Annotated in this window: 27 protein-coding genes and 1 tRNA gene; 15 read left to right on the plus strand and 13 right to left on the minus strand. The window is 74.7% G+C overall.

Going from position 1 to position 26259, the window contains the following annotated elements; genetic code table 11:
* Nucleotides 1-203 precede the first annotated feature (203 nt).
* Entirely contained in the window at nt 204-602 is a 399-nt protein-coding gene (gene gcvH / locus AA75_RS03560) for a glycine cleavage system protein GcvH (protein ID WP_033818226.1), read from the plus strand.
* A gap of 75 nt (nt 603-677) precedes the next feature.
* On the opposite strand, the gene AA75_RS03565 is transcribed toward gcvH, so the two are convergent.
* The 5 genes from AA75_RS03565 to AA75_RS03585 form a co-directional block, all read right to left on the minus strand.
* The gene (locus tag AA75_RS03565) at nt 678-3023 is read right to left on the minus strand and encodes an FtsX-like permease family protein (RefSeq protein ID WP_199520252.1); all 2346 of its coding nucleotides are present in this window, start codon (nt 3021-3023) and stop codon (nt 678-680) included.
* Complete coding sequence (locus AA75_RS03570; RefSeq protein WP_033818227.1) at nt 3020-3727, minus strand: ABC transporter ATP-binding protein; 708 nt, start codon at nt 3725-3727, stop codon at nt 3020-3022. Before AA75_RS03570 ends, AA75_RS03565 begins: the two co-directional genes overlap by 4 nt.
* A 124-nt stretch (nt 3728-3851) precedes the next feature.
* On the minus strand, nt 3852-5537 hold the full coding sequence (locus AA75_RS03575) for a hypothetical protein (protein WP_033818228.1): 1686 nt from the start codon (nt 5535-5537) through the stop codon (nt 3852-3854).
* Nucleotides 5538-5668: 131 nt separating this feature from the next.
* Entirely contained in the window at nt 5669-6511 is an 843-nt protein-coding gene (locus tag AA75_RS03580; RefSeq protein WP_233288910.1) for a VOC family protein, read from the minus strand.
* A 45-nt stretch (nt 6512-6556) separates the two neighbouring features.
* Nucleotides 6557-7066, minus strand: coding sequence for a DinB family protein (locus AA75_RS03585; RefSeq protein ID WP_033818229.1), 510 nt, complete (start codon nt 7064-7066; stop codon nt 6557-6559).
* 279 nt (nt 7067-7345) lie between these two features.
* Here AA75_RS03585 and AA75_RS03590 point away from each other — a divergent pair, with 279 nt between their 5' ends.
* Nucleotides 7346-8443: a PD40 domain-containing protein gene (locus AA75_RS03590; protein WP_033818230.1), complete on the plus strand. Its 1098-nt coding sequence runs from the start codon at nt 7346-7348 to the stop codon at nt 8441-8443.
* Nucleotides 8444-8464: 21 nt separating this feature from the next.
* On the opposite strand, the gene AA75_RS03595 is transcribed toward AA75_RS03590, so the two are convergent.
* Nucleotides 8465-9049 carry a hypothetical protein gene (locus AA75_RS03595; protein WP_033818231.1) on the minus strand — a complete coding sequence of 195 codons (585 nt, stop codon included), beginning with the start codon at nt 9047-9049 and terminating at the stop codon, nt 8465-8467.
* Between the two features lie 97 nt (nt 9050-9146).
* On the opposite strand from AA75_RS03595, the gene valS reads away from it, so the two are divergent.
* Nucleotides 9147-11705: a valine--tRNA ligase gene (gene valS / locus AA75_RS03600; RefSeq protein WP_033818232.1), complete on the plus strand. Its 2559-nt coding sequence runs from the start codon at nt 9147-9149 to the stop codon at nt 11703-11705.
* Between the two features lie 82 nt (nt 11706-11787).
* On the opposite strand, the gene AA75_RS03605 is transcribed toward valS, so the two are convergent.
* Nucleotides 11788-12315 carry a histidine phosphatase family protein gene (locus AA75_RS03605; RefSeq protein ID WP_199520253.1) on the minus strand — a complete coding sequence of 176 codons (528 nt, stop codon included), beginning with the start codon at nt 12313-12315 and terminating at the stop codon, nt 11788-11790.
* Between the two features lie 181 nt (nt 12316-12496).
* Nucleotides 12497-13855, minus strand: a complete 1359-nt coding sequence (locus tag AA75_RS03610) for an MFS transporter (RefSeq protein WP_359892841.1) — start codon at nt 13853-13855, stop codon at nt 12497-12499.
* 244 nt (nt 13856-14099) lie between these two features.
* On the opposite strand from AA75_RS03610, the gene AA75_RS03615 reads away from it, so the two are divergent.
* Nucleotides 14100-15014: a LysR family transcriptional regulator gene (locus AA75_RS03615; protein ID WP_033818233.1), complete on the plus strand. Its 915-nt coding sequence runs from the start codon at nt 14100-14102 to the stop codon at nt 15012-15014.
* A 93-nt stretch (nt 15015-15107) separates the two neighbouring features.
* On the plus strand, nt 15108-15704 hold the full coding sequence (locus AA75_RS03620) for an HhH-GPD-type base excision DNA repair protein (protein ID WP_033818234.1): 597 nt from the start codon (nt 15108-15110) through the stop codon (nt 15702-15704).
* On the opposite strand, the gene AA75_RS03625 is transcribed toward AA75_RS03620, so the two are convergent.
* A complete protein-coding gene (locus AA75_RS03625; RefSeq protein WP_033818235.1) occupies nt 15688-15909 on the minus strand; it encodes a KTSC domain-containing protein in 222 nt (73 codons plus the stop codon). The two genes, AA75_RS03620 and AA75_RS03625, sit on opposite strands and share 17 nt — an antisense overlap.
* A gap of 91 nt (nt 15910-16000) precedes the next feature.
* Here AA75_RS03625 and AA75_RS03630 point away from each other — a divergent pair, with 91 nt between their 5' ends.
* Nucleotides 16001-16495, plus strand: coding sequence for an FBP domain-containing protein (locus AA75_RS03630; protein WP_033818236.1), 495 nt, complete (start codon nt 16001-16003; stop codon nt 16493-16495).
* A gap of 42 nt (nt 16496-16537) precedes the next feature.
* Here AA75_RS03630 and AA75_RS03635 read toward each other — a convergent pair whose 3' ends face one another.
* Together AA75_RS03635 and AA75_RS03640 are read right to left on the minus strand one after the other, a co-directional pair.
* A complete protein-coding gene (locus AA75_RS03635) occupies nt 16538-17059 on the minus strand; it encodes a YbhB/YbcL family Raf kinase inhibitor-like protein (protein ID WP_033818237.1) in 522 nt (173 codons plus the stop codon).
* A gap of 66 nt (nt 17060-17125) precedes the next feature.
* Nucleotides 17126-17977, minus strand: coding sequence for an alpha/beta hydrolase (locus AA75_RS03640; protein WP_033818238.1), 852 nt, complete (start codon nt 17975-17977; stop codon nt 17126-17128).
* A gap of 90 nt (nt 17978-18067) precedes the next feature.
* Between AA75_RS03640 and AA75_RS03645 the strand changes: the two genes are divergently transcribed.
* Complete coding sequence (locus AA75_RS03645; protein ID WP_033818239.1) at nt 18068-19231, plus strand: hypothetical protein; 1164 nt, start codon at nt 18068-18070, stop codon at nt 19229-19231.
* A 30-nt stretch (nt 19232-19261) separates the two neighbouring features.
* On the opposite strand, the gene AA75_RS03650 is transcribed toward AA75_RS03645, so the two are convergent.
* On the minus strand, nt 19262-20923 hold the full coding sequence (locus AA75_RS03650; RefSeq protein WP_033818240.1) for a helicase HerA-like domain-containing protein: 1662 nt from the start codon (nt 20921-20923) through the stop codon (nt 19262-19264).
* A 157-nt stretch (nt 20924-21080) separates the two neighbouring features.
* Here AA75_RS03650 and AA75_RS03655 point away from each other — a divergent pair, with 157 nt between their 5' ends.
* Together AA75_RS03655 and AA75_RS03660 are read left to right on the plus strand one after the other, a co-directional pair.
* Nucleotides 21081-21377, plus strand: a complete 297-nt coding sequence (locus tag AA75_RS03655; RefSeq protein WP_014136828.1) for a type II toxin-antitoxin system VapB family antitoxin — start codon at nt 21081-21083, stop codon at nt 21375-21377.
* Between the two features lie 267 nt (nt 21378-21644).
* Nucleotides 21645-22334, plus strand: a complete 690-nt coding sequence (locus AA75_RS03660; RefSeq protein WP_051811748.1) for a LytR C-terminal domain-containing protein — start codon at nt 21645-21647, stop codon at nt 22332-22334.
* A gap of 82 nt (nt 22335-22416) precedes the next feature.
* Here the strand turns inward: AA75_RS03660 and upp are convergent, their stop codons facing one another.
* On the minus strand, nt 22417-23052 hold the full coding sequence (upp, locus tag AA75_RS03665) for a uracil phosphoribosyltransferase (RefSeq protein WP_033818242.1): 636 nt from the start codon (nt 23050-23052) through the stop codon (nt 22417-22419).
* 174 nt (nt 23053-23226) lie between these two features.
* Between upp and AA75_RS03670 the strand changes: the two genes are divergently transcribed.
* The 6 genes from AA75_RS03670 to AA75_RS03690 all read left to right on the plus strand — a co-directional run bounded on the left by AA75_RS03670 (nt 23227) and on the right by AA75_RS03690 (nt 25974).
* The gene (locus AA75_RS03670) at nt 23227-23430 is read left to right on the plus strand and encodes a hypothetical protein (protein ID WP_033818243.1); all 204 of its coding nucleotides are present in this window, start codon (nt 23227-23229) and stop codon (nt 23428-23430) included.
* Between the two features lie 207 nt (nt 23431-23637).
* Nucleotides 23638-24201 (plus strand): hypothetical protein, encoded by a 564-nt coding sequence (locus AA75_RS03675; protein ID WP_033818244.1) that lies wholly within the window; start codon nt 23638-23640, stop codon nt 24199-24201.
* A gap of 50 nt (nt 24202-24251) precedes the next feature.
* On the plus strand, nt 24252-24767 hold the full coding sequence (gene tadA, locus AA75_RS03680; protein WP_051811760.1) for a tRNA adenosine(34) deaminase TadA: 516 nt from the start codon (nt 24252-24254) through the stop codon (nt 24765-24767).
* Between the two features lie 84 nt (nt 24768-24851).
* Nucleotides 24852-24938: transfer RNA gene (locus AA75_RS03685), tRNA-Ser, on the plus strand.
* 511 nt (nt 24939-25449) lie between these two features.
* Nucleotides 25450-25614 (plus strand): hypothetical protein, encoded by a 165-nt coding sequence (locus AA75_RS50765; RefSeq protein WP_206743430.1) that lies wholly within the window; start codon nt 25450-25452, stop codon nt 25612-25614.
* Between the two features lie 66 nt (nt 25615-25680).
* Nucleotides 25681-25974: a Dabb family protein gene (locus tag AA75_RS03690; protein ID WP_033818245.1), complete on the plus strand. Its 294-nt coding sequence runs from the start codon at nt 25681-25683 to the stop codon at nt 25972-25974.
* Nucleotides 25975-26259: the final 285 nt, after the last annotated feature.

Raw genomic sequence — 26259 nt, forward strand, 5'->3', positions numbered from 1 at the left:
CCACAGCCCGCCCGGCGCGGGCCGCCCGGCGCGGTCCACCAGGTCCGACTCACCCCTGCGGGCGAACATCCCGGCCCGGGGCCGCGCGCTGTAGCAGGCTCTCCGCTGGCGCCTCGTCCCGACCGTCCCGACCGGCCCGGTCGTCACGGCGGCGGTCGGTGACGGCGCCGCCCGGACGACTTCTGACTTCTGTGGAGGCTGGCATGGCGAACGTCCCGGACGACCTCAAGTACAGCAAGGACCACGAGTGGGTGCGCTCGCTGGGCAAGGGTCAGGTGCAGGTCGGCATCACCGACCACGCGCAGCGCCAGCTCGGCGACATCGTCTACGTCGAGCTGCCGAAGACGGGTGACCGACTGGACCAGTACGAGCCGTTCGGCAGTGTGGAGTCGGTCAAGGCGGTGTCCGAGATCTTCATGCCGCTGACGGGCAGGATCTCGGCGGTCAACGAGAGCCTCAACGACGAGCCCGAGCAGGTCAACACCGATCCCTTCGGCGACGGCTGGCTGGTCCAGGTCGAGCTGTCCGACCCGAAGGCGCTCGACGGGCTGCTCACCGCCGCCGAGTACCGGGACTTCATCCAGCAGGACTCCTCCGACTGACCCCGGGCACCCGACACCCCTCGAAGGCCCGGAGCGCGGCTGCCGCGCTCCGGGCCTTCGCGTCCAGGGCCTCGGTCACTCGTTGTGCAGCACCTCGGCGATGGTGAGCCGCGCCGCCGAGCGGGCCGGGACCAGCGTGCCGAGGACCGCGATGGCCGTCCCCGCCAGGACCAGCAGGGCGAGCGCCGAGGGGTGCCAGACGTCCAGCGCGCCGGCCGGCAGCGTGGTGTCCATGGCGTCCGCCATGGCGGGGACGACCAGCCGGTGCACGGCGATCCCGAGCGGCACGCCGAGCAGGCCGCCCGCCACGCCCACCGCCGCCATCGAGGTCACCACCATCACCGTCACCTGACGCGGGGTCATTCCGATGGACTTCAGCATCCCGAGGTCACGGCGGCGTTCGCGGGTGTTCAGGACGGTCGTGTTGAAGACGCCGAGCGCGGCGACCGCCGCCAGCAGCAGGGTGAGGACCGTGGCCGAGCCGACGATGCTCACCGTGACGGAGGTTCCGTCCCCGGTGACCGTGGGCTGGAGCCCGGGCTCCGCCGCCTTCACGGCGGCGTTGTAGGCGCCGACGTCGGTGCCCGGCGCGACCTGGACCCAGTACTGGTTCACGTAGCGGGTGGCCGGCAGGTCGGGGGCGAGCGCGGCCAGGGTCTCCCAGGGGGCGGTCAGCCCGTCGGAGTCGCCGGCCACGGTCTCACCGACGACGGTCACCGTGTGCTGCCGGCCGTCGAGGTCCAGGGTGAGGCGGTCGCCGACCCGCACGCCGTGCTTCTTCAGGAACGGCGCCCCGACCACGGCCTCGTCGGGGCCGGAGTACCAGCGGCCCGCGGCCAGCGCCGAGCGGGCGATCTCCCGGTCCCCGCGCAGGAACCAGGCGCGCAGCGGCTGCGGGGCCCCGGCCAGGTGCACCCGGACCGGTGCGGCGGCGGCCAGCCGTGCCGTCCCGGGCAGCGCCCGCAGCTTCGCCTCGATCTCGGCGTCGGTGTCGGTCGGCGGGGTCGTGCTCGCGCCGTCACCGACGTAGCTGACGGACTGGTAGGCGCTCCCGGTCGCGTCCAGGAAGGCGCCCACCGAGGCGGACAGGCCGGTCGCGACGGTCACCGTGGTCACGCCCAGGATCAGCGCGGTGAGGGTCATCACGGTCCGGCCCGGCCGGGCGAACGGCAGCCCGAGCCCCAGGCTGACGGCGCGCGGCAGCCGGGTGCCGCCGAGGCGGCGCTGCACCCGCAGTCCGCGTCCGGTGCCCGGGGCGCTGCCCGCGCTGATCGCCCGGGCGGCGGGCAGGCGGTGCGCGCGCAGGGCGGGCCCGAGGGCTGCGAGCAGGACGACCACGGGCATGCCCAGCAGCGTCAGCACCTCGGCCCAGGGGCTGAGGGTGGCCTCGAAGTACCCGTTGTCGAAGCCCATGAACACGGTCCGCAGCATCGGCCGGGCGGCGAGGTCGCCGAGCACGGTGCCGAGGACGCAGCCGACGGTTCCGGGCACCAGCACCATCACCAGGTGGACCGAGACCACCTGACCCGGGGTGAAGCCGATGGCCTTGAGCACGCCGATGTGCCGGAAGCCCGAGACGACGGCGCCGCTGACCACATTGGCGACGATCAGCACCGCCACCACCAGGCCGAGCACCCCGAACGCGGTCAGGAAGGGCAGGTAGGCGTTGGCCGTGCCGGTCATGTCCTGCTTGACGGTGAGGTAGGACAGCGAGCCGAGCAGCGCGCCCGTGGGGAGGTCCGCGGTCACGGTGGTGCGGCCCTCGTCGACCTCGGCGCCGGTGCCCGCGTGGTCGAAGCGGTAGAGCATCTGGAGGGCGGTGGGGTGCAGGGCGGGCATCTGGTCGGGCCGGACCCAGGCGCCGGCGGTCTGGCTCAGGCTGGAGGCGAAGCCGACGACGGTCAGGGGCGGGGCGCCGGGGAGGGTGAGCCGTCGGCCGATGCCCTCGGTGGCGGCCCAGGTCTGGCCGGGTGGGCGCATCAGCACGATCTCGCCGGGCCCGGTGGCCCAGCGGCCGCTCCACACGTCGACCCGGTCGACCGGGCCGCCGGGGTCGGCGCGGCCCACCACGGTGACCGGGCCGGGCGGCGGGTGGTAGTCGCCGTCGGCGGCCGTGTCCAGGTGCGGCGGCACGGTGACGACGGTCTGGGCGAACGGCCCGGCGGCCGCCGTCACGCCGGGCCGGTGGGCGGCCCGGGTGAGCTGCTCGGCGGTGGTCACGGCGGGGTCGAAGGTGGCGGCCAGGTGGGCGCCGCGCTGCCGGTCGAAGGTGCGGTCGAACGGGCCGGAGGCCGCGGCGAGCAGGCCGAGCGCGACCACCAGCGCGACGGTCGAGGTGAGCACGACCAGGCCGATCACGAAGGTCTGCACCCGGCGGCGGCGGACGGCCGCCCGGGAGGCCCGCCAGACGGCGCCGCTCACGGGGTCGGCTCCAGGGTGCTCTCGCGGGCGATCCGGCCGTCGGCGAACTCGATCAGCCGGCTGGCGCAGCGGGTGGCGAGCCGGGGGTCGTGGGTGACCATGAGCAGGGTCTGGCCGAGCTGGTTGAGGTCGATCAGGAGGTCCATCACCTGTTCGCCGGCACGGCTGTCGAGGGCGCCGGTCGGTTCGTCGGCGAGCAGCAGGGCCGGACGGTTCATCAGGGCGCGTGCCACGGCGACCCGCTGGCGTTCGCCGCCGCTGAGGGCGGCGGGGTAGGTGTCGCGGCGGTCGGCGATGCCGAGTTCGCCGAGGAGTTCGAGGGCCCGGCGGCGGGCCTGGGCGGGGGCGGAGCCGGTGAGCTGGGCGGCGAGGGCGACGTTGTCCAGGGCGGGCAGGTCGTCGATGAGGTTGAAGAACTGGAAGATCATGCCGATCCGCTTGCGGCGGAACAGGGCCAGGCCGGTCTCGTTCAGCCGGCCGAGGTCCTCGCCGTGCACGGTGACCGTGCCGGCGGTCGGCCGGTCCAGGCCGGCGACCATGTTGAGCAGGGTGGACTTGCCGCAGCCGGACGGTCCCATCACCGCGACCGCCTCCCCGGCCCGGATCTCCAGGGACACGCCGTCGAGTGCGGTCGACTCGCCGTACTCCTTGCGTACGCCGTCGAGGCGGACGACCACCGGTGGAGTGCTGTCTTGACTGGTCATGGCAGGAAACCTAGGGCGGCGGCCGGCCCCGGGCATCAGCCCCCGGTGGTAACCCGGGGGCGCGGTCATCCCCGGGATGTACGGGGAGGTACGGGCGAGGGGGCGCCGCCGCCGTGCCCGTCCCCTAGGCGCAGGGGTTGCCGCGGGTCAGGCCGTACCGGGCGCCGACCAGGTAGGTGCCGGGCGCGGCGGCGTGCAGCACGGTCCACTCGCCGGACTCGGCGAGGCAGCCGCGGTCGCCGCCGCGGGCGCCCTCGATGCCGAGCCACGGTGACCACGGGATGCGCAGCAGGACCGGGCCGGCCCGCGGGACCTCGACGGTGAGGGTGGCGGGCCCGGCCCGGCGGACCGTCGCGGGCGGTTCGGCCAGCGGCACGCCGTCGGTGACCCGGAACAGCCGCCAGCCGTCGTCGTGCCAGATCTCGTTCAGCCAGGGGGGTCCGGCGGCGACGATCCCGGCCTCGTCGACGGCCGCGTCGTCGGGCGCGGCGGCGGGCAGCACGACGTAGCCGACGCCCCAGTTGCGCAGCCAGGCGTGGTACGCGTCGGCGGTGAGGGGGCGGTCCTGGTAGAAGACCGGGTTGCGGGCCACGTCGGCCTGCCGGTTCCAGCCGCGGGCCAGGTTGACGTACGGGGCGAGGCCGGAGGCCTCCTGGTGGGAGCGGAGCGGGACGACCTCGATCCGGCCGCGGTCGGCGCCGAGCCGGTGCAGTTCGCCGAGCAGGGGTGCGGTGGAGCGGGCCGCCCGGGCGGAGGGCACGGTGGTGATCAGGTCGCCGACGGGCTTGCCGACCTGCCAGGCGGCGACCGCCAGGAAGGCCACCACCAGGGTGGTCCGCCGCCGCCCGCCGGGGGCGGCTTCGAGGAGCGCGGCGAGCAGGACCGTTCCGGCGAACAGCAGCGACAGCCGTTCCACGTTACTGCCGACCGGCGAGGGCACCGTCCAGGTGAGGGCCACCCCGGCGGCGTACACCGCCGCGCCGCGGCGCACCGTGCGCCACTCGGCCGGGACCAGGGCGGCGACGGCGGCGGCGGAGGCGGTCAGGGGGAGGGCGAGCCACCAGTCGAAGGGCTGGATGCCGTGGAACGGGAAGACCAGTGCGGTGCAGCCGACCACCAGAACCGGGCCCACCATGAGGGTGAGTGCCTCGCGGTGACGTCCGGTCAGTACCAGGGCGGCCGCGGCGACGCACAGGAACAGCCCGGCGACGGGGCTGCTCATGGTGGCGAGCACGGCGAGCAGGAAGGCCGCGGCGGGCCGCGGGGCCCCGGCTCGGAAGGGCACGGTGTGAGTCCGGGAGCGGGTCGAGCGGGCCGGTGGCAGGACCGCGCCGAGCGCCGCGAGGCCGAAGGCGACGCCGACCGCGAAGGTGACCCGCCCGGAGGCGATGTTGGCCCACAGCGCGACGGCGGTCCACAGCGCCGGCGCCATCGGGCGGCGCAGTGGCGCGCGCACCAGCAGGCCGGCGGCCAGCGCCGCCGACACCGTCCCGGCCAGCACTCCGGTGGTCCGGACGCCGAGCCAGCCCATCAGGTACGGCGCGATGAGGCTGTACGAGGCGGGGTGCATGCCGCCGTACCAGGAGAGGTTGTACGCGGCGTCCGGGTAGCGGCTGGTGAACTCGGTCCAGGCGTACTGGGCGGCGAGGTCCCCCGCGTCCGCGGCGAGGAACAGCGCCCACAGGCAGAGCAGGGCGGCGGCCAGCAGGGTCGCGGCGGCCACCGGCCGGCCGCGCGGGGAGCGCAGGGAGCGCCGGGCGGGTGAGGGGCGCCCGGTGGCGGCCCGGGGAGCCGTCTCCCAGGTGGTCATCGGATCTCTCTCGCAGCGGCGGGCGGTGACAGGACCAGTGGACACCGCGGGAGCGGGCCGTCCCCGGCCGGACACACCGCGCCGTCCCCCGGAACGCCGCCGCCGGGCCGCCCGAGGGCGCGGGCGCGGGCTCAGCCGGGTTCGGGCAGGGCGGCCAGTTCGCCGGCCGCCTCCGCCGGGTCCAGTACGGCGAAGGCGGCGCCGTGCGGGTCGATCAGCGCGGCGAACCGTCCGAAGGGGCTGTCCAGCGGCCCGAACACCGTCCGTCCGCCGCGTTCCAGGGTGGTCGCGACGGCCGCGTCGCAGTCCCGGACGGTGAAGTAAACGCCGATGTACGGCGGCAGCCCGGGCGGGAATTCGTCCGTCATCGCCAGCCGTCCCAGCACCGGCTCGCCGTCGAGGTCGAAGACCTTGAAGTCGAGTCCGCCGTCCTCCATCCGGCGCACGCCGTACGGGAAGACCGCGGTGAAGAAGGCGTCCGAGGCCGCGGGGTCGCGGGTGTACACCTCGGCCCAGGAGAAGCCGTCGGGCCCGCGGCGCCGCTCGACGCCCGCGGCGGTGCCGCTCTGCCGGACCCCGAACGGCACCCCGCCCGGGTCCGCGGCCAGCAGCACCGTGCCGAGCCGGCCGGTCTCGGCGGGGCCGGTCAGCACCCGGCCGCCGGCCGCGCGGATCCGCCGTGCGGTGGCTGCGGCGTCGGGCGAGGCGAAGTACAGGCACCAGGCCGACTGGCCCGCCTGGCCGGGCGGCGGGGGGACGAGGTCCGCGGCCGCCCTGCCGTCCGCGTACGCCCGGGCGCCGCCGCCGGACTCCACCGGGCGCTCGACGAAGGTCCAGTCCAGCACGTCCCCGTAGAACCGCTGCGCGGCGGCCGGATCGGCGAACCTCCCGTCGACCCAGCACGGTCTGCCCTCGGACGGTCCGTCCTCGGACGGCGTGCCCTCGATCGGTGTGCCGCCGGGTTGCCCTGGCACGGCGTCGACTCCCTTCTGCGGTCCGGGCGGTGTCGGGCCCGGCCGTCAGCCCATGGTCTTCGCGCCGTCCAGGGACTCGCGGATGATGTCGGCGTGGCCGGCGTGCTGGGAGGTCTCCGCGATGATGTGCAGCAGCACCCGGCGCACCGACCAGCTGGCGCCCGGCTCGAACCAGGGCGCCTCCGGGAGCGGGTGCGCCAGGTCGAGGTCGGGCAGGGTCGCCACCAGCTCGTCGGTCTCCCCGGCGACCCGCTCGTAGGCGTCCAGCAGGCCGTCCAGCGTCTCGCCGGGGAGCATCCGGAACTGGCCCGCCCAGTCGATCGGTTCGCTGCGCATCGCCTCCGCGCCGCCGGTCGCGAACCGCATCCAGCGGGCCTCCACCCCGGCCACGTGCTTGATCAGTCCGCCCAGGCACAGCTCGCTCACCGTGGTGCGCAGCGCCGCCTGCTCGTCGCTGAGGCCGCGGACGGTGTGCCGCAGGAACCCGCGGTGCTTGGCGAGGGTCTCCAGCAGGTCGGCGCGCTCGCCGCCGGAGGGGTTCTGATGAGGTGTCATGGCGTGCCTGCCTCCCGGGTCCGTCCGGTTCGCACCGGCGCTTCCCCACCCTTCCACAGCGGCGCGCCCGGGCCCGGAAGGCGCCTCCGTACGCGGGAGCCGACGGTGTTGCACAGCCGTGACGGGCGGCACACAGATCGAGGACGCGCGGTTGCCAGACTTCTCTCATCACACGGAGCAGCGACAGGTCGAACGGGCGTCCACCGCCCAGGGGATGACGGCGCGGCTCGATAGGTGACACACCGCCGTCGTCAGACCGTTTCCGGGGGGAACCCAGCCATGTCCGCTCGCACCCGCATGCGCAACCGCTCCGCCGTCGCCATCGCCCTCGCCGTCACCGCCGGGGTGGCGCTGCTCACCGGCTGCGACCCCGAGCCCGCGGGCTCCGCCGCGCCCGGCGCCTCCGCGAGCGCCACCGCCGCCGCCCGCCCGGCGAGCCCTTCCGTGGCCTCCACCGCGACCGCGCCGGCCCCGGTGACCCCGACCGCGAAGCCGTCCGCCTCGGCGTCCGCGTCCAAGCCGGCCGGGGCGACGCCCACGGGCACCGCCGCCGCGGCCAACGGCACCGCCGGGAACGGGCTGACCATCAGCAACGGAACCCAGTACGTGCTGATGAACGGCGGCCAGGTGGACTTCGGCACCGCGGTCCGGGACCTGGCGTGGTCCCCGGACGGCAGCAAGGCGGCCTTCGTCAGCGGGTCCGGCGACCTGGTGGTCTCCAACCCGGACGGCAGCGGCCGGGTCGTGGTCGCCAAGAACCCCGGCGGCCAGACCTGGTCCCACCCGACCTGGCAGGTCGCCCCGGCCGAAGACCAGTACCGGATCCCCGCCAAGAACAACATCATCTTCGCCGCCGTCAAGGACGGGGTCTCCCGCCTGGAGCGGGTCGCCGCGACCGCCCAGGGCGGCACCCCCGAGCAGATCGCCCTCAACACCATGTCCGACCCGGACGTGAAGCCGCTCCCGGCGACCGGCAACACCTGGCCGAGCGGCGGGGGCAAGGTCGGCGCCGCCGTGTACGCCAACTCCGACACCGGCGAGGTGTACATCCGCGACGAGTACCTGCGCCAGCAGGGCAGCTCGCTCGGCAAGGGCTCCCAGCCGGCCATGTCGCCCGACGGCGAGGAGATCGTCTTCGTCCGCTCGGTCGGCGGCCACGACCACGTCTTCGAGGTGGACCACACCGGCAAGGACGCCAAGGACCTCACCCCGAACGCCACCACCGACTACACCGAGCCCGCGTTCTCCCCCGACGGCCGGACCATCGCCGTCCGCACGCCCGGCGGCATCGCCACGCTCCCGGCCCACGGCGGCGCGGCCCCGGTCCAGGTCTCCACCTCCGCCGGCCTGCCCGCGTACCGCGCCGGCAAGCACTGACCCGGGGACCGGCCGGCCGGGTCAGGCCGGGCGGCGGGCCAGTTCGGCCCGCAGCTCGGCCAGGTGGGTGTCGGCCGCGTCGTGCGGCAGGTACTCGACCAGGTCCAGGAAGCGGAACAGCACCTTGTCCGGGGTGACCGCGTACTCGTAGTCGCCGAAACCGACCACCGCGCCGCTCCCGCCGCGGGCGGTACCGCGCACCACGTGCGCGGTCAGCTCGTCCGTGCCGTCGGCCGACAGCCCGCGGCGGGCGTTCGGACGGGCCAGGTACGGGCAGACCATCGAGGCGTACAGCATGCACGCGCGGTGGCCGGGGCCCTCCAGGGTCGGCGCGAGGTTGCGGTACGGGCGGCCGGCCGCCAGCGCCCCGGCGATCGCCGCGCTCTCGGCCGCCCCGACCACCCGCCACACCGGGCCGCGGGGCATCGGCGTGTTGCACACCGAGCACAGCCGTCCGCGGGCACAGTCGGCGCTGCGCCCGTGGTCGGTGAGGGCGAACTGCGGGAGGCCGTCCTCCCAGGGCGTGATCGCGGGAACGGGGTAGCCGCGGGTGTCGTGAGGCCTGGCCTCGACCTGCGGGGGCTTGGGCACACTGTCGAAACGCACGCACCCTTGCCTACCAGCCCCGACGGCCGACCCGCATCCCCCGCCGGGCCGAAAATGCCCGGCGCCCGCCGGTGCGCCGCGGTTAGCATGCGGTGGCATGACGCATCTGCCTCGTCTCCCCGACGTCCCCGAGCAGCCCTCCCTCGACGGGCTCGAAGAGAAGTGGTCGCGGCGCTGGGACGAGTCGGGCGTATACCGCTTCGACCGGTCCCGGACCAGGGACCAGGTCTTCTCGATCGACACCCCGCCGCCGACCGTCAGCGGCTCGCTCCACGTCGGCCATGTCTTCTCCTACACCCACACCGACGCCGTCGCCCGCTACCAGCGGATGCGCGGGCGCGAGGTGTTCTACCCGATGGGGTGGGACGACAACGGCCTGCCCACCGAGCGCCGGGTGCAGAACTTCTTCGGTGTCCGGTGCGACCCCTCGCTGCCGTACGACCCGCGCTTCGTCCCGCCCGCCGAGCCCGGCCGGGAGCAGGTCCCGGTCTCCCGGCGGAACTTCACCGAGCTGTGCGAGCGACTCACCGCCACCGACGAGACGGCCTTCGAGGAGCTGTGGCAGCGCCTGGGACTGTCGGTCGACTGGACGATGACCTACCGGACCGTCGGCGCCCCGGCGCGCGCCGCCTCGCAGCGGGCCTTCCTGCGCAACCTGGCCCGCGGTGAGGCGTACCCGGCCGAGGCGCCGACCCTGTGGGACGTCACCTTCCGGACCGCCGTCGCCCAGGCCGAGCTGGAGGACCGCGAACGCCCGGGCGCCTACCACCGGCTGCTGTTCGCCCGCCCGGACGGCGCGCCGCCGCTGGAGATCGACACCACCCGGCCGGAACTGCTGCCCGCCTGTGTCGCCCTGGTCGCACACCCCGACGACGCCCGCTACCGGCCGCTGTTCGGCACCCGGGTGCGGACCCCGCTGTTCGGCGCCGAGGTCCCGGTCCTCGCGCACCGGCTCGCCGACCCGGCGAAGGGCACCGGCATCGCCATGGTCTGCACCTTCGGCGACACCACCGACGTGGTCTGGTGGCGCGAACTGCGTCTGGACACCCGCCCGGTGCTCGGCCGCGACGGCCGGCTCGCCGCCGAGCCACCGGCCGCCCTGGACTCCGAACCCGCCCGGACCGCCTACGCCCACCTGGCCGGTGCGACCGTGCACACCGCCCGGGAGCGGATCGTCGCGCTGCTCCGCGAGAGCGGCGAACTGGTCGGCGAGCCACGGCGGATCAGCCACCCGGTCAAGTTCTACGAGAAGGGCGACCGGCCGCTGGAGATCGTCACCACCCGCCAGTGGTACCTGCGCAACGGCGGGCGCGACGAGCGGCTGCGCGCCGAACTCCTCGCCCGCGGCAGCGAACTGTCCTGGCACCCGGCGCACATGAAGGTCCGCTACGACAGCTGGGCCGAGGGCCTGAACGGTGACTGGCTGGTCAGCCGGCAGCGGTACTTCGGCGTCCCGATCCCGGTCTGGTACCCGCTCGACGCCGACGGGAACCCGGACCACGCGCGGCCGTTGACCCCGCCGGAGTCGGCGCTGCCGGTCGACCCGAGCAGCGACACCCCCGCCGGGTACGAGCCCGCGCAGCGGGACCGCCCGGGCGGCTTCACCGCCGACCCGGACGTCATGGACACCTGGGCGACGTCCTCGCTCACCCCGCAGATCGCGGCCGGCTGGGAGCGCGACGAGGACCTGTTCGCCCGGGTCTTCCCGATGGACCTGCGCCCGCAGGCGCACGAGATCATCCGGACCTGGCTGTTCTCCTCGGTGGTCCGCGCGCACAGCGAGCACGGGGTGCTGCCGTGGCGGCACGCCGCGATCTCCGGCTGGATCCTGGACCCGGACCGCAAGAAGATGTCGAAGTCGGTCGGCAACGTCGTCACCCCCACCGACCTGCTGCTGCGGCACGGCTCGGACGCCGTCCGGTACTGGGCGGCCAGCGGACGGCCGGGGACCGACACCGCCTTCGACGTCGGCCGGATGAAGATCGGCCGCCGCCTGGCGGTCAAGGTGCTCAACGCCAGCCGGTTCGTCCTCGGCCTCGGCGCCGCCGGCGGCCCGGAGCGGATCACCGAACCGCTGGACGCCGCGCTGCTGGCCGAACTCGCCGCCACCGTCGAGGCCGCCACCGCGGCCTTCGAGGAGTTCGACTACGCCCGGGCGCTGGAGGGGGCCGAGCAGTTCTTCTGGCACTTCTGCGACGACTACCTCGAACTCGTCAAGTCCCGGGCGTACGGCGAGCAGGGCGCCCGGGCGGCGGACTCGGCCAGGGCGGCGCTCGCCCCCGCGCTGTCGGTGCAGCTGCGGCTGTTCGCGCCGTTCCTGCCGTTCGCCACCGAGGAGGTCTGGTCCTGGTGGCAGGAGGGCTCGGTGCACCGGGCCGACTGGCCGCGGGCCGAGGAGCTGCGCGAGGCCGCCGGGCCGGCCGACCGCGCGGTGCTGGCCACCGCCGCCCAGGCCATCGCCGGTGTGCGCAAGGCCAAGTCGCAGGCGCAGCTGTCGATGCGGGCCGAGGTGGCGCTGGCCGTGGTCACCGGGCCGCGCCCGGCGCTGGACCGGCTCACGCTCGCCCTCGGTGACGTCCGCGCGGCCGGCCGGATCGGGGAGCTGCGCACGGTGCCCGGCGAGGATCCGCAGCTGGCCGTCACGGTCAGCTTCTGACGGTCGGCTCCTGACGGTCGGCCGCCGGCCGGCCGCCGGCCGGCCGCCGGGCCCGGTGCAGGTCACCGGGCCCGGCGGAGGCTCAGCCGGCCGTGCCGCGCGGCACCACGAACTCGGTCAGCAGCGCGCCACCCGGCCCGAGCTGCGCCCAGGTGCCGGGCAGGGCCAGGACGGCGGCGGCCGCGGTCGGGTACTTCTCCCGGACCCGGGTGGAGGGTTCGTCGGTCCGCTCGACCGCGAGCAGCAGCACCAGGTCCTGCACGGCCGGCCGGTGGCCGACCAGCAGCACGGTACGGCGCTCCTCCGGGACCTTGCGCACCACGTCGAGCAGGTCCTCGGCGTCGGCCCGGTACGCCCGGGGGTCGTACACCACCTCGGGGTCGGCATCCAGTTCGGCGGCGGCCAGCTCCCAGGTCTCCCGGGTGCGCCGGGCGGGCGAGCAGATCACCAGGTCGGGCGCGCGGCCGCAGTCCCGCAGCCAGCGGCCGGCCGCGGGGGCGTCGATCCGGCCCTTCTCGGCGAGCGGGCGCTCGTGGTCCGGCACGTCCGGCCAGGCGGCCTTGGCGTGCCGTAGGACGATCAGCCGGGCGGGGTGGGCAGCAGCCGTCATGAGGCCAAGTGTGCGCCTTCGGCGGGCCGGACGGGAGTTCACGCGCCGAACCGACGCCCGGCGTTCGGCCCGTCCCGCACCCGCCCGGCCTCCGGGACACCCCGGTGCACACCGTCGGCCGCCCCCGGCCGGGCCCGTCCACCAGGACCTGACACCGGCGGGGGCTCCCGGCCGGGGCCGCTCAGAGCGCGACCGGGTGGTCGGGGGTTTCGGCGGGCGGTGCGGCGGCCGAGGGTGTCCGGTCGGCCCGGTAGCCGGCCGTCGCGACGGCGGCCGCCAGCAGCACCAGCACGGCGACCAGCCGCAGCCCGAGGCCCATCCCCGCGGTGAACCGGTCGGCCGCCGTGCCGGGCCCGCCGGCCCGGGCGGCCAGCACCGTGCCGACCACGGCGACACCGAGTGCCGCGCCGGCCTCCCGCGCCGCGGTGTTCAGCCCGGCGCCCAACCCGGCCCGGCCGGGCGGGAGTTCGGACACCACCCCGTACGCCAGGGCGGGTGCGGACAGCCCCATGCCCGCGGAGAGCACCAGCAGGTGGACGGCGTAGAGCGGGTACGGGGTGCCGGCGTCGGCGGTGGAGACGCCGAGCAGTCCGAGCCCGATCAGCAGCAGTCCGCCGCCGATCAGCGGCCGCGGTCCGTACCGCGCCTGGATCCGGACCGCGACGCGGGGCGCCAGGGCCATGCCGACGGTGAGCGGCGCGATCGCCAGGCCGGTGAGCGCCGCCGAGTAGCCCTTGACGTACTGCAGGTACTGGGAGTTGACGTAGAAGAGCGCGAACAGGCCGAAGAAGCTCGCGGCGGAGCCGAGGGCCGCCGAGCGCAGCCGCCGGTTGCCGAACAGCCGCGGGTCGACCAGCGGGTGCCGGGCGCGCAGCGCGTACCCGGTGAAGGCGGCCAGCAGCAGCGCGCCGGCCGCGAAGGCGGTCAGCACCTGGGCCGAGGCCCAGCCGTGCGAGGGGCCCTCGATGATGCCGTACAGCACGGCGGCCAGGCCGCCGGTGAGCAGGGCGGAGCCGGTGGCGTCGGGTGTGGCCGGGTGCCGGGGGACGGCGGGGACGGCGGTGGCGACGGCCGCCGCGAGCAGGGCGGCCAGCGGGAGCATCGCCCAGAACAGCGCCTGCCAGGGCAGGTACTGGGCGACCAGGCCGCCGCCCAGGTTGCCCGCCAGGCCGCCGAGGCCGAGGGCGAGGGTCCAGGAGGCGAGCGCCCGGGCCCGGTGGGCGGGGCCGGCCAGCTGGACCAGGATCGACATGGTGGCGGGCATGATGAGGGCCGCCCCGGCGCCGGAGACCGCGCGGCCGGCGATCAGGACGGCGGGCCCGTCGGCGAGCGCGCTGAGGGCCGCACCGGCCGCGAACAGTCCGAGGCCGGCCAGCAGCGCGCCGCGCCGCCCGTGGCGGTCGCCGAGCGCCCCGGCCGGGATGAGCAGTCCGGCGAAGACGATCACGTAGGCGTCGACCGCCCAGATCAGCTGGTCGGAGCTCAGGCCGAGCCCGGCGGCGGCGAGCTGCGGGACCATCAGGTTGATGGCGGCGACCATGCTCTGGGCGACCAGGACGCAGGCGCCGACGGCGAGCAGGACCGGCCGCCGCAGTCCCGGCGCTTCTTTTGGTCCGGGCGTACCGACTGGTCCGGGCGTAGGGACCGGTCCGGGCGTAAGGACCGGTTCGGGTGTGCGGGCAGGCGTCGGCAAGGCTCCCCCTGGAGCTGGCGTGGATGACGGGATGTCTGCCACGGTAGGGCGGCTCGGTCCTGTCATCCAGTGCAAGTTTCACAAGAGAGGAATGCACGTGACGCATTCCGGCCTGGACCTCAACCTGCTGGTCGCGCTCGACCTGCTGCTGGAGGAGGGCAGTGTGTCCGGCGCGGCCGCCCGGATGCACCTGTCCGAGCCCGCGATGAGCCGCACCCTGGGGCGGATCCGCAAGGCGCTGGGCGATCCGGTGCTGGTCCGCGCGGGCCGCGGACTGGTGCCGACCCCGCACGCGCTGGCCATCCGGGCCGAGGTACGGGCGGTGGTGGAGCGGGCCCAGGGGCTGTTCACGGCGGCCGGTCAGGTCGACCTGGCGACCCTCACCCGCACCTTCACCGTGCTGGCGCACGACGCGTTCGCCGCCGCCTTCGGCCCCGCGCTGTTCGCCCGGGCCGCGGCCGAGGCGCCCGGGGTACGGCTGCGGTTCCTCGCCGAGAGCCACCGGGACGGCCCGGCCCTGCGGGAGGGGGTGGCGGACCTGGAGGCGGGGGTGATCGACACCACTTCGCCCGAGGTCCGGGTCGAGCACGTCTTCGACGACCGGATGCTGGCGGTGGTCCGCCCCGGCCACCCGCTGCTGTCCGGCGGACCGGTCACCGCCGGGCGGTTCGCCGCCGCGCACCATCTGAGCGTCTCGCGGCGCGGGCGCCTGCACGGGCCGGTCGACACCGCGCTGGCCGGGCTCGGCCTGGCCAGGACGGTGGTGGGCAGCGCGCCCACCTTCCCGGCCGCGCTGTTCACGGTGCGCGGCAGCGACCTGGTGGGCCTGGTGGCCGCCCGGGCCCGCGGCCTGGCCGACGCGCTGGGCCTGGTCACCTTCGAGATCCCGCTCGACCTGCCGGTGATGCCGTTCGGCCTGGCCTGGCACCCGCGCCACCAGGCCGACCCGGCGCACGCCTGGCTGCGCGGCTGCGTCCGCGAGCTGATGACGTCCGGCCCGTCCTGAGAGCCCCCGGGCGCGGGCGCGCGTGTTGTGCGCCGGGCCCGGCGGGCCGAGCTGCAAGCATGTGAGTCCCGACCTGATCGGAGCCGTCCCGCCATGGCCGTGAAACTTCGACTCGCCCAGCAGCCCGAGGCCGACGAACTGCTCGGCCGCAGTCCGCTCGCCGCGCTGGTCGGCATGCTGCTGGACCAGCAGGTCCCGATGGAGCACGCCTTCACCGGCCCCCGGACGCTGGCCGACCGGCTGGGCGCCGACGACCTGGACGCGCACCGGATCGCCGCCGCCGACCCGGAGGAGTTCGCGGCGCTGTTCGCCGAGAAGCCGGCCGTGCACCGCTACCCGGGGTCGATGGCCAAGCGGGTGCAGCAGCTGTGCGCGTACCTGGTGGAGCACTACGACGGCGACGCGGAGGCGGTCTGGCGGGACGCGCCGGACGGCAGGGAGCTGCTGGCCAGGCTCACCGCGCTGCCGGGGTTCGGCAAGCAGAAGTCGCAGATCTTCCTCGCCCTGCTGGGCAAGCAGTTCGGGGTCCGCCCGCAGGGCTGGCGGCAGGCCGCCGGGCCGTACGGCGAAGAGGGCAGTTTCCGCTCGGTCGCGGACATCACCGGCCCGGAGTCGCTGACCAAGGTGCGGGCCTACAAGCAGGAGGCGAAGCGGGCCGCCAAGGCCGCCGCGGTCACGGACAAGGGCTGACCCGGCGGTAGCCGTAGCGCGGTTTGATCCGCAGGTTGAGGTACCTGCCGTGGCTCTCGGCGGCCAGCAGCGCGGCGTACTCCTCGGGCGGGACCGCGAGGTAGCGGTAGACCGCTCCGGCGAGGGTCTCGACCTCCAGCTCCCGCACGGCCGCGTCGTACCCGGCGGAGCTGATCCAGGACGACTCCAGCGGCACCCGCTCCATGCGCCCACCCTGACCGGCCCGCCGCCCGGCCGCCACCGCGGACCGGAAAACGGGGCGACAGCCACCCCGGACGGTGGCTAGCGTGCGAACCATGCACGCACTGTCCGAGACCGAGATCCGCGACTCCTTCGTCAACTGTTCCAAGGGCGAGGCCCGCCGCCTCAACCTGCCCCGCCAGCTGGCCGAAGTCCCGTGGGCCGACCTCGACTTCCTCGGCTGGCGGGACCCGGGCGCGCCCGACCGCGGGTACCTGGTGGCCGAACGCGACGGCGGCCCGGTCGGGCTGACCCTGCGGGTGCCCTCGGTCCGCCGTTCGCTGACCCGGACCAACATCTGCAACCTGTGCATCAGCACGCACGCCGGCTCCGGCGTCGCCCTGCTCACCGCCCGGCGCGCGGGCGCGGCCGGCCGCGAGGGCAACACGGTCGGCACCTACCTCTGCGCCGACCTGGCCTGCTCGCTGTACGTCCGCGGGAAGAAGAAGTCCGCGCTGGTCAGCCGCCCCGAGGAGTCGCTGACCCTGGACGAGCAGATCGCCCGCACGGTCGCCAACCTGGACGCCTTCCTGACCCAGGTGCTGGCCTGAGCGGGCGGGTCCCGGCCGCGGCCGGGACCCGCCCGCCGGGGCTCAGCCCGCCTGGTACTCGACGGTGAGCAGCGCCCGGCCGACCGCGTGGAACGCCAGGTTGAAGCCGACGGCAGCGGCCGGCGTGTCCGGCTTCAGGTCCAGGGTGGGGACGTCCAGCGCGTGCACCGCGAAGACGTAGCGGTGGGCCGGTCCGGGCGGCGGCGCGGCGCCGTCGTACTGGTGGCCGGGGAAGTCGTTGCGGACGTGGAACGAGGCGCCGCCCGGCAGGTCGCCGTCGGAGGAGCCGGCGCCGCGGGCGAGTTCGGTGGTGTCGGCGGGCAGGTTGACCGCCAGCCAGTGCCACCAGCCGCTGCCGGTGGGCGCGTCCGGGTCGAAGCAGGTGACCGCGAAGCCCCGGGTCCCCTCCGGGAAGCCGGACCAGCTCAGCTGCGGCGAGAGGTTCCCGCCGCCGTGCACATGGGCGTCGGGCATGGTGGCGCCGTCCACCAGGTCGGTGCTGGTCAGCTCGAAGGACGGCACCTTCGGCAGGAAGTCGTACGGAAGCGGCGGACGGACCGTCATGGGGCGTCCCTCTCCTGGGCGTCGGGTCGGTTGCTTGCCGGGGCAGTCTATGGATCCGGCGGCGGCTCAGGACCCGAACCGCTCCAGGACCTCGCGGCCGAGTCGGCTGTCCGCGCGGCCGAGGTCCAGCGGCAGGTCGAAGTGGTTGCGCCCGGCCGCCGTGAAGGCGTGCACCGGCACCCCGGCGGCCCGTACCGAGGCGGTGAACTCCTCGTGCTGGCGGCCGAATTCGGCGGTCTCGTGCTCGCCGACCGCGATCAGCAGCGGCGGCAGCCCGGCCTGCGGGAGGTGCAGCGGGCTGTTGCGGCGGGCCGCTGCGGCGTCCAGGCCGAGCGCCTCGTTGACGTAGCTGAGCGAGATCGGCTCCAGGTCGTAGACCCCGCTGAGCAGCACCGCGCCCGCCACCCGGCGGCCGTCCGGGGCGGGCTCGGGGTCGAGCAGCGCCATCGCGGCCAGGTGCGCACCGGCCGAGCTGCCGCTGAGGTACACCCGCTGCGGGTCCACCCCGAGCTGTTCGGCGTCCGTCAGCAGCCGGCGCACCGCCCGCCGGACCTGCGCCACGATCGCGTCCAGCGGCCACTTCGGCGCCAGCCCGTAGCCGATCGCGGCGAACGCGGTGCCCCGGGCGGTGAAGTCCGGCGCGGCGAACACCGAGTCGGCCTTGTCCAGCTCCTGCCAGTAACCGCCGTGCACGAAGACGTGCAGCGGGGCGGCGGGCCCGGCGGCGGGGAAGAAGTCCAGCACCTCGGGCGCCTGGGTGCCGTACCGCAGTTCCCGGTGGCCGGGGAGCGCGGCGTAGGCGGCGGCGCTGCCCTCGGTGTACGCGGCCAGCTCGGCGCCGAGGTCGGCCACGCAGCTGCTGGGCGAGTACTCGCGGTCCAGCTCGACCTGGTCGAACTGCCGGTAGACGGGTGACATCGGCGCTCCCCTGCCATCAGGTATAGACCAATAACGGACGCCCCGGATAGCGTGGGCATCCCGCGTACCGCCCTGCTCCGGAGCCGCCCCATGGAGTCGTCCGTCCTCGCCTTCGCCACCGATCTGCTGGACGAGGGGCCCGACGCCTTCTTCGGCAACCTTACCGACCGGGCCGGCGTCGGCGGGGTGACCCTGGCCTCCGTCTACCACGAAGCCCGGGACGTCTTCCCGCACAACCCGCGCCGCGTCGTCCAGTACCTGGAACCGGGCGCCGCCTACTTCCGGCCCGACCCGGCCCGCTGGGCCGGCCGGCGGCTCGCCCCCGTCGCCTCCACCGCGATCGGCGAACGCGACCCCTTCGCCGAGGCCGCCGAGCAGGCGCACCGCCGCGGCCTGAAGCTGCACGCCTGGACGGTCTTCTGCCACAACGACCGGCTCGGCTTCCAGCACCCGGACTGCTCCCCCGCCAACGCCTTCGGCGACCGCGCCCGCACCGAGCTGTGCCCCGCCAACCCGGAGGTCCGCGAGTACGCCACCACCCTGGTCGGCGAGCTCGCCCGGTACGGCGTGGACGCGATCCGCGCCGAGTCGCTGCACTTCCACGGCCTGCGCCACGGCTACCACCACGAGCGCTACTTCGAGGACCTCGGCCCGGCCGCCGAGGCCCTGCTCGGCATCTGCTTCTGCGACCACTGCCGGGCCGCCGCGACCGCCGCGGACGTCCCCGCCGAGAAGGTCCGCCGGGCCGTCGGGGACGAGATCCGCGCCCGCCTCACCGACGAGCGCAGGGCAGCCGAACCGGCCGCCCTCGACGCCCTCGCCGACGGCACGGTCGCCGCCTACCTGGACGCCGCCACCCTCACCGTCACCTCGCTCGCGGCCGAGGTCGCCGAGGCCGCCGCGCAGCACGGCATGCGGCTCACCTTCATGGACGGCGCCGGGCCCGGCAAGGGCTGGCTCTCCGGCATCGACCTCCCGGCGCTCGCCGCGGCCACGCACCAGATCGAGACGCTCGGCTACGCGCGCACCCCCGAGGAGGTCCGGGAGAAGGTCGCCGCCTTCGCCCTGCACGGGGTGCGCCCCGAGGAGATGGCCGTCATCCTGCGGCCGATGGCCTCCGACTGCGACGGACCCGCCAACCTGGCGGCGAAGATCGACATGCTGCGCGCTTTCGGCGTCCCCGAGGTCGAGTTCTACCACTACGGCCTGATGCGGCTGTCCTCCCTGGACCGGATCGGCGAGGCCCTGCGCTGACCGGCCCGCCGGCCACCGCCGGCGCCGCCGCTACCGCCGGCGCCGCGAGGTCCCGAACAGGCTGCGGCTGATCTCGCGGCCGAGCTGGGTGCCGGCCGAGCGGGCGAAGGACTTCACGGCCGGGTTGCTCAGCAGACTTCCGAGCAGCCCGCCCTGCTCCTGCGGCGGCCGCTCCGCGCGCCCCTCCCCCTTCTCGCGCCCCTCCTCCTTCTCGCGCTGCGGCGCCGCCTCGGGCCCGGGCTCCGCCGGGGCGGGCGCGGCGGCCTGCTGGGCGCGCGCCGCCAGCCGCTCGTACGCCGACTCCCGGTCGATCGCGTCCCGGTAACGGGCCGCCAGCGGCGAGGCGTCCACCGCCGCCGCCAGCCGCTCCGGCGGCACCGGCCCCATCAGCGACTGCGGCGCCCGCAGCCGGGTCGCCGCGACCGGCGTCGGCGCGCCCTTCTCGGAGAGCACCGTCACCACGGCCTCGCCGGTGCCCAGCTGGGTGAGCACCTCGGCCAGGTCGTAACCGGAGCGGGGGAAGGTCGAGACGGTGGCCTTCAGCGCCTTGGCGTCGTCCGGGGTGAAGGCCCGCAGCGCGTGCTGCACCCGGTTGCCGAGCTGGGCCAGCACGTCGCCCGGCACGTCCTTGGGGGTCTGGGTCACGAAGAAGATCCCCACCCCCTTCGACCGGATCAGCCGGACCGTCTGGGTGATCGCCTCCAGGAACGCCTTCGAGGCGCCCTTGAACAGCAGGTGCGCCTCGTCGAAGAAGAACACCAGCTTCGGCCGGTCCAGGTCGCCGACCTCGGGGAGCTCCTGGTACAGGTCGGCGAGCAGCCACATCAGGAAGGTGGAGAACAGCCGCGGCCGGTCCTGCACCGCCGGCAGCTCCAGCACCGACACCACGCCGCGCCCGTCGGCGGTGCGCAGCAGCTCCGCCGTGTCGAACTCCGGCTCGCCGAAGAAGGTCCCGGCGCCCTCGTTCTCCAGCACGGTCAGGGCCCGCAGGATGACCCCGGCGGTCGCCGCCGACAGGCCGCCGATCCCCTTCAGCTCCGCCTTGCCCTCGGGCGAGGTGAGGAAGGTGATCACCGCCGTCAGGTCCTTGAGGTCGTAGAGCTCCAGCCCGTGGCGGTCCGCGTAGTGGAAGACCAGGCCGAGCGAGGACTCCTGGGTCTCGTTCAGCTCCAGCACCTTGGCCAGCAGCAGCGGCCCGAAGCTGGTCACCGTCGCGCGCAGCGGGATGCCGGCGCCCTGCCCGCCGAGGGCGTAGAACTCGGCGGGGCAGCCCTGCGGGGTCCAGCTCTGGCCGACCTCGCGGGCCCGCTCGGTGACCCGGTCGCCCGGCGTGCCGGGCGCCGAGATCCCGGAGACGTCCCCTTTGACGTCGGCCAGGAAGACCGGCACGCCCTGGGCCGAGAGCTGCTCGGCGATCAGCTGCAGGGTCTTGGTCTTGCCGGTGCCGGTCGCGCCGGCCACCAGGCCATGGCGGTTCAGCACCCCGAGCGGGATCCGCACCTGCGCCTGCGGGTAGGCGTCGGGGCCCAGGAGCACGGCGCCGAGTTCGAGCGCCGGGCCGGTGAAGGCGTAGCCGGCGGCGATCTCCCGGACGGCCTCGGGGAGGGCGGCCGCCGCGCCGGGGCCGGCGTCGGGGGTGGCATCGGCGGCGTCGTCGGGGGCTGCGTCGGGCGAAGGCCGGTCGGCGGTCATGGGGCTGGCTCCCAACGCGGGCGAGGTGTCGTGAGACACCATGAGGTGTCACAAGACGGGAATTTACGACATCCACCATCAAAACCCCGGAGTCTTGGGCCCGCAGGTCAGGTCACGCCTGCTGCGCCCGCGGCGCCCCGGACGGTAGGCTTTCCGTGTGATCTTCAAGCGCATCGGCAACGGACGGCCGTACCCGGATCACGGCCGGACCAGCACCCGTCAGTGGGCGGACGTCGCACCTCGTCCGGTGCGGCTGGACCAGCTGGTGACCACCAAGGGCCAGCTCGACCTGGAAACACTCCTGGCCGAGGATTCGACGTTCTACGGGGACCTCTTCGCCCACGTGGTGAAGTGGCGTGGCGACCTGTACCTGGAGGACGGCCTGCACCGGGCCGTCCGGGCCGCCCTGCAGCAGCGTCAGGTCCTGCACGCCCGCGTGCTGGAGATGGACTGAACCACCCCCGCCGTTCCTAAACCTGCCGGAACCAGGGTCACCCGTCAGAGGCGGCCCGTTCCGGCTCCGGTACATCCTTTCGAGTGCCGCCGTACTCCAGATGATGATCAATTAGTACATATGCGACCGGTCGGGCACTAGTCTGCTGCCAACGGCCGCGCACCAGTCGGCGACCCCGCCGCACCCCAACCGGACGGCCGCCCCGTCACCGAACCCCGCCCCGGCACGAGGGGGAGACAGACCGTGAGCATGTTGACTCCCCAAGGTTTGAAGGGGAAGCAGTACCGGATCACCGGTAACTCGTACCCGCGCCTGGGACGCCCGCCCCGCAAGAGCCGGCGCGTCCTCGCGCTGATCGGCTCCCTGCTCGCCCTGGCCCTGATCGCCCTGGGCGGCGTGCAGCTGGTGGACATCTTCACCGGCATGGGCCGGCAGGCCACGGCCCAGGCCTGCGCCTCGCCCGCCGCCTCCGGCAAGCCGCTGGCCGCGCCCGAACCGGGCAGTTCCCCGGCGGCCGGCAGCGGCGCACCCGCGGCACCCGGCGGCGCGGCGGCTCCGGCCCCCGGTGCCACCAGCACCGCGATCCCGCAGCCGCAGGCCGTCACGGTGAACGTGTACAACGCCACCGACAAGAGCGGACTGGCCGCCCGCACGGCGGACGAGCTGAAGAAGCGCGGCTTCACCGTCGGCGCGGTCGGCAACGCGCCCTCCGCCCTCGACAAGAAGGTGCCCGGCACCGCCCAGGTGATCAGCGGACCGGGCGGGCTCGGCGCGGCCGTCCTGGTCGGCTCGCAGGTCGCCGGTGCCACCACCACCGCCGACACCCGGGCCGACGCCACCGTCGACCTGGTGATCGGCGACGCCTGGTCCGCGATGCTCGACCCGACCGCCGCGGCCGCCGCACTGGCCGCCGCGACCAAGCCCTCCCCGTCCGCCAGCGGTCCCGGCAGCTGCTGAGCCGCCCGCTCCCCGTACGACGCCAAGGTTGGCGCCTCCCGGCCGGGAGGCGCCCACCTGGTGTCCGTCGTGGTCCGGGCGGTCAGCCCGCCGTGCCGTAGAGGCGGTCGCCCGCGTCGCCGAGGCCCGGGACGATGTAGCCGTGCTCGTTGAGCCGCTCGTCCAGCGCCGCCGTCACCACGGTGACCGGGGTGCCGGCCAGCTCCTTCTCCATCACCGCGACGCCCTCGGGCGCGGCCAGCAGCACCACGGCGGTCACGTCGGTGGCCCCGCGCTCCAGCAGCATCCGGATCGCGGCGACCAGGGTGCCGCCGGTGGCCAGCATCGGGTCGAGCACGTACACCTGGCGGCCGGAGAGGTCGTCCGGCATCCGGGTCGCGTAGGTGGAGGCCTCCAGGGTCTCCTCGTTGCGCACCATGCCCAGGAAGCCGACCTCGGCGGTCGGCAGCAGCCGGGTCATGCCGTCCAGCATGCCGAGCCCGGCCCGCAGGATCGGCACCACCAGCGGACGGGGGTAGCTCAGCCGGGTGCCGGCGGTGACGGCGACCGGGGTGGTGATCTCCACCTGCTCGGTCCGGACGTCCCGGGTGGCCTCGTACGCGAGCAGGGTCACCAGCTCGTCCGTCAGCCTGCGGAAGGTCGGCGAGTCGGTGCGCTCGTCGCGCAGGGTAGAGAGCTTGTGGGCCACCAACGGGTGGTCGACGACATGGAGACGCATGTGCCAACCGTAACGGTCGGCAGCACATGGGTACGACTCGCCGCGAAACGGGCGCGGCAGGCGGGCACCGTGCGGCGGATGCGGCGGGTGCGACACGCCACCGACCGGATGACCTGACCGAACCGAGACCTTTCCCGTGGTATCAACCGGACATTTCTGGGAACGTCGGACCGTATGAAGAGCAACCCGCGCGTCGGGCCCGGCTCGACAGACGAGTCCCAGCCCGCGCCCGAGACCCCCGCGGACCGCCGTAGACGGCGGGCCGTGTTCCTCCGCGAGCTCACGGAGGCACGCGAACTACGGGCGCGTGTGCAGCCGCGCCGCACCAAGGAGCGCCGGCTGCGCGAGGCGATGCGGATGCGGACCTTCCGGATCTGACGGCACACCGGCCGATCCGCCCGCCCCTGACCGGCCATTCCGACACGACCTGCAAAGACGCGCTGCCGAACACCCCCCGCAGCGGCGGGCTTTCTGTCACGATGCGGTGGGACGGTCCGAACAGCGGACCGCCTCTGGCGCGGGGGCGGCCAGACCGCGTTCGCCCGAGATCGCCGACAGCCGAGACCAATCTTGGGAGTGTCCCTGGTGGCGTACTTCGCTGCAGTGCTTGCTCGCACCGGTGCCGGGTGGGATGTGAGCGAGACCGAACTCGACAACGTAGAAGCCCTGACCGACCTGGTCGACCTCGCCCGGGAGGCCGCCGAGGACGACGACACCGTGCTGGTCTTCATCGAGCAGGAGGACGCCTGGTTCGCCGTCCTGCGGGTGGACGGCGAGGAGGATCCCCGGATCTTCGTCTCCGACGGCGCCGCGGCGGCCCGCAGCTCCTACGGCGCGATCCTCACCGACGAGCTGGTCGAGCAGACCGGTGACGACTTCGACGACCTCGACGACCTGGTGGCCGACCTCGACGACGAGGACGAGGCCTCGGCCGAGACCGAGCAGGACGGCGAGGACGAGAGCGCCAGTGCCGTCGGCCCGGGCGGCGTCCCGGTCGGCCCGCTCGGCGACGCGGAGCTGCTGGCCGAGTACGGCCTCGGTCCGGCCGAGCTGACCGACCTGGCCGGCGAGGGCGCGGTGCCCGGCGAGGCGCTGGCCGAGATCGCCGAGGCGATCGGCTGCGGCGAGGTCCTGGAGGCCGTCCGCTAACGGGCGGCCCGGTGATCCGCCGCCCGGAGCCGGTGCCCGACACTGGCTCCATGCAGCCCGCACCGCTCCCCCGGCTCACCCCGCTCCCGGCCCCGACCCGCCCCGACCCGGTACGCGACCGCTGGACGGACCAGATGCGCCTCGCCATCGCCGAGGCCGCGCTGGCCCCGGCCACCGGTGACGTCCCGGTCGGGGCGCTCGTACTGGGCCCGGACGGCGGCGTCCTCGGGCGCGGCCACAACGAGCGCGAGGCCGTCGGGGACCCCACCGCCCACGCCGAGGTGGTCGCGATCCGGCAGGCGGCGGCGGCCGTGGGCGAGTGGCGGCTCAGCGGCTGCACCCTGGTCGTCACCCTGGAACCGTGCACGATGTGCGCGGGCGCGATCGTGCTGTCCCGGATCGACCGGGTGGTCTACGGCGCCCTCGACGAGAAGGCCGGCGCGGCCGGCTCGCTCTTCGACGTGATGCGCGACCGCCGGCTCAACCACCGGCCCGAGGTGATCTGGGGCGTGCTGGCCGAGGAGTGCGGCGACCAGCTCCGCGCGTTCTTCGACACCCAGCGCTGACGGCGCCACCGCGAGGTCCCGCCCACGGGCGTCCGTCCGGAACGGATTTCGTTCCCGCCGGGGGCGTCCGGTAGAGTCTCCCTCGGTAGCGTGTCCGAGCGGCCAAAGGAGCACGCCTCGAAAGCGTGTGTGGGGGCAACTTCACCGTGGGTTCGAATCCCACCGCTACCGCTTCGCACGGAGGGCCCGGACTGATCACAGTCCGGGCCCTCCGTCGTACCCGCGTCCGCGGCCGGTCCCGCGGGGAGCACACGACGGGGAGAACGCGGAAGGCTCCGCACTCGCGTCCGGGCCGACCACCACCTTGGCCCGGGGAGTGCAGAGCCTGCGAGACCGTGAAGGTCTTCGGAGGGGGGGAGCGGTCCCGGGGGGACGGACCGCTCCCCCTGCGGAGGTCCCACAACCGGTGCCGCGTCAGGGGGAAACCCGCGGCGCCCGGTCCCACAGCGGGGAACTCCGGTTCCGTGCGACGGGGATTCCTGCCAGATCCTCGTCACATCACCAATCCTGCCGTCCGGCTCCGGCCCGGGCATCCGGAGAAAGCCCCCACCCGCTGGGACCTTCGTCCCGACGGGTGAACGCGCCACTCACTCGATAGCCCGTCCGATGGATAAGCTGCCGCCAGGAGAGTGGGCGCCGGGGACCAGGGTGGCGCCCGGCGCTAGGGAGGCAGGCCCGTCCGATGGCTCAGGCGAAGAAAGTCGGCATGTACCTCCTGCTGATCTTCGTGATCTACACGATCATCACCTCCCCCACCCGCGCCGCCGAGCTGGTCCAGTCGGGGTTCGTCGGGATCTCGGACGCGGCCAAGGCGGTCGGGACCTTCATGACCGGGCTGGTGAACTGAGCGGGCGCAGCGACGGTTACCGTGGCGGGGTTCGTCCACCCTCACTGCACTGGTAGGAGCGGCTTCGTGATCCGGCACCTGGTCCTGTTCAAGCTCAACGACGGCGTCTCGAAGGACGACCCGCGCGCGGTCGCCGGCGCCGAGGCCTTCGACGCGCTCGGCTCGCTGATCCCCGAGCTGCGCGAGTGGGAGTGCGGCTGGAACACCACCGACCGCGACATCGCGCACGACTACGCGATCAACAGCCTGGTCGAGGACCGGGACGCGCTGCAGGCGTACCTCGGCCACCCGGCCCATCAGGCCGCGGCCGGCCAGTGGCGCGAGTTCGCCACCTGGGTGATCGCGGACATCGAGGTCTGACCGGTCCGGCGGCCCGGCGGGCCGCCGTGGCACACGCACGACCCGTGCGGCCCCCCGCCCCCGTCCCGGGCGGGGGGCCGCAGCACATACCGCCGTTCGCCGCAGCGTCCACCAACACGCCTATATCCGGTGCTTGCCCGCCCTATGAACGACTTGTGATGCTATGACCGGTTTTGCCGGATATGGCGAGGTGGTGATCGAGCCCCGGGCAGCACCACGGCGCCCGGTCTGCACCGGGCAGCAGGCAGCTCGGATCGTGTGGTGTCGACATTGGGAGGGGTGCAG

Origin of the sequence: Kitasatospora sp. MBT63 (assembly GCF_000710465.2) — a bacterium.
Taxonomy (GTDB): domain Bacteria; phylum Actinomycetota; class Actinomycetes; order Streptomycetales; family Streptomycetaceae; genus Kitasatospora.

Excerpts from the sequence above, each read along its gene's own strand:
- gcvH (WP_033818226.1), top strand. The coding sequence starts at position 204 with ATGGCGAACGTCCCGGACGACCTCAAGTACAGCAAGGACCACGAGTGG.
- AA75_RS03570 (WP_033818227.1), bottom strand. The coding sequence starts at position 3,727 with ATGACCAGTCAAGACAGCACTCCACCGGTGGTCGTCCGCCTCGACGGC.
- AA75_RS03575 (WP_033818228.1), bottom strand. The coding sequence starts at position 5,537 with ATGACCACCTGGGAGACGGCTCCCCGGGCCGCCACCGGGCGCCCCTCA.
- AA75_RS03585 (WP_033818229.1), bottom strand. The coding sequence starts at position 7,066 with ATGACACCTCATCAGAACCCCTCCGGCGGCGAGCGCGCCGACCTGCTG.
- AA75_RS03590 (WP_033818230.1), top strand. The coding sequence starts at position 7,346 with ATGTCCGCTCGCACCCGCATGCGCAACCGCTCCGCCGTCGCCATCGCC.
- valS (WP_033818232.1), top strand. The coding sequence starts at position 9,147 with ATGACGCATCTGCCTCGTCTCCCCGACGTCCCCGAGCAGCCCTCCCTC.
- AA75_RS03605 (WP_199520253.1), bottom strand. The coding sequence starts at position 12,315 with ATGACGGCTGCTGCCCACCCCGCCCGGCTGATCGTCCTACGGCACGCC.
- AA75_RS03610 (WP_359892841.1), bottom strand. The coding sequence starts at position 13,855 with ATGGTCGCCGCCATCAACCTGATGGTCCCGCAGCTCGCCGCCGCCGGG.
- AA75_RS03615 (WP_033818233.1), top strand. The coding sequence starts at position 14,100 with ATGCACGTGACGCATTCCGGCCTGGACCTCAACCTGCTGGTCGCGCTC.
- AA75_RS03620 (WP_033818234.1), top strand. The coding sequence starts at position 15,108 with ATGGCCGTGAAACTTCGACTCGCCCAGCAGCCCGAGGCCGACGAACTG.
- AA75_RS03625 (WP_033818235.1), bottom strand. The coding sequence starts at position 15,909 with ATGGAGCGGGTGCCGCTGGAGTCGTCCTGGATCAGCTCCGCCGGGTAC.
- AA75_RS03630 (WP_033818236.1), top strand. The coding sequence starts at position 16,001 with ATGCACGCACTGTCCGAGACCGAGATCCGCGACTCCTTCGTCAACTGT.
- AA75_RS03635 (WP_033818237.1), bottom strand. The coding sequence starts at position 17,059 with ATGACGGTCCGTCCGCCGCTTCCGTACGACTTCCTGCCGAAGGTGCCG.
- AA75_RS03640 (WP_033818238.1), bottom strand. The coding sequence starts at position 17,977 with ATGTCACCCGTCTACCGGCAGTTCGACCAGGTCGAGCTGGACCGCGAG.
- AA75_RS03645 (WP_033818239.1), top strand. The coding sequence starts at position 18,068 with ATGGAGTCGTCCGTCCTCGCCTTCGCCACCGATCTGCTGGACGAGGGG.
- AA75_RS03650 (WP_033818240.1), bottom strand. The coding sequence starts at position 20,923 with ATGACCGCCGACCGGCCTTCGCCCGACGCAGCCCCCGACGACGCCGCC.
- upp (WP_033818242.1), bottom strand. The coding sequence starts at position 23,052 with ATGCGTCTCCATGTCGTCGACCACCCGTTGGTGGCCCACAAGCTCTCT.
- AA75_RS03670 (WP_033818243.1), top strand. The coding sequence starts at position 23,227 with ATGAAGAGCAACCCGCGCGTCGGGCCCGGCTCGACAGACGAGTCCCAG.
- tadA (WP_051811760.1), top strand. The coding sequence starts at position 24,252 with ATGCAGCCCGCACCGCTCCCCCGGCTCACCCCGCTCCCGGCCCCGACC.
- AA75_RS50765 (WP_206743430.1), top strand. The coding sequence starts at position 25,450 with ATGGCTCAGGCGAAGAAAGTCGGCATGTACCTCCTGCTGATCTTCGTG.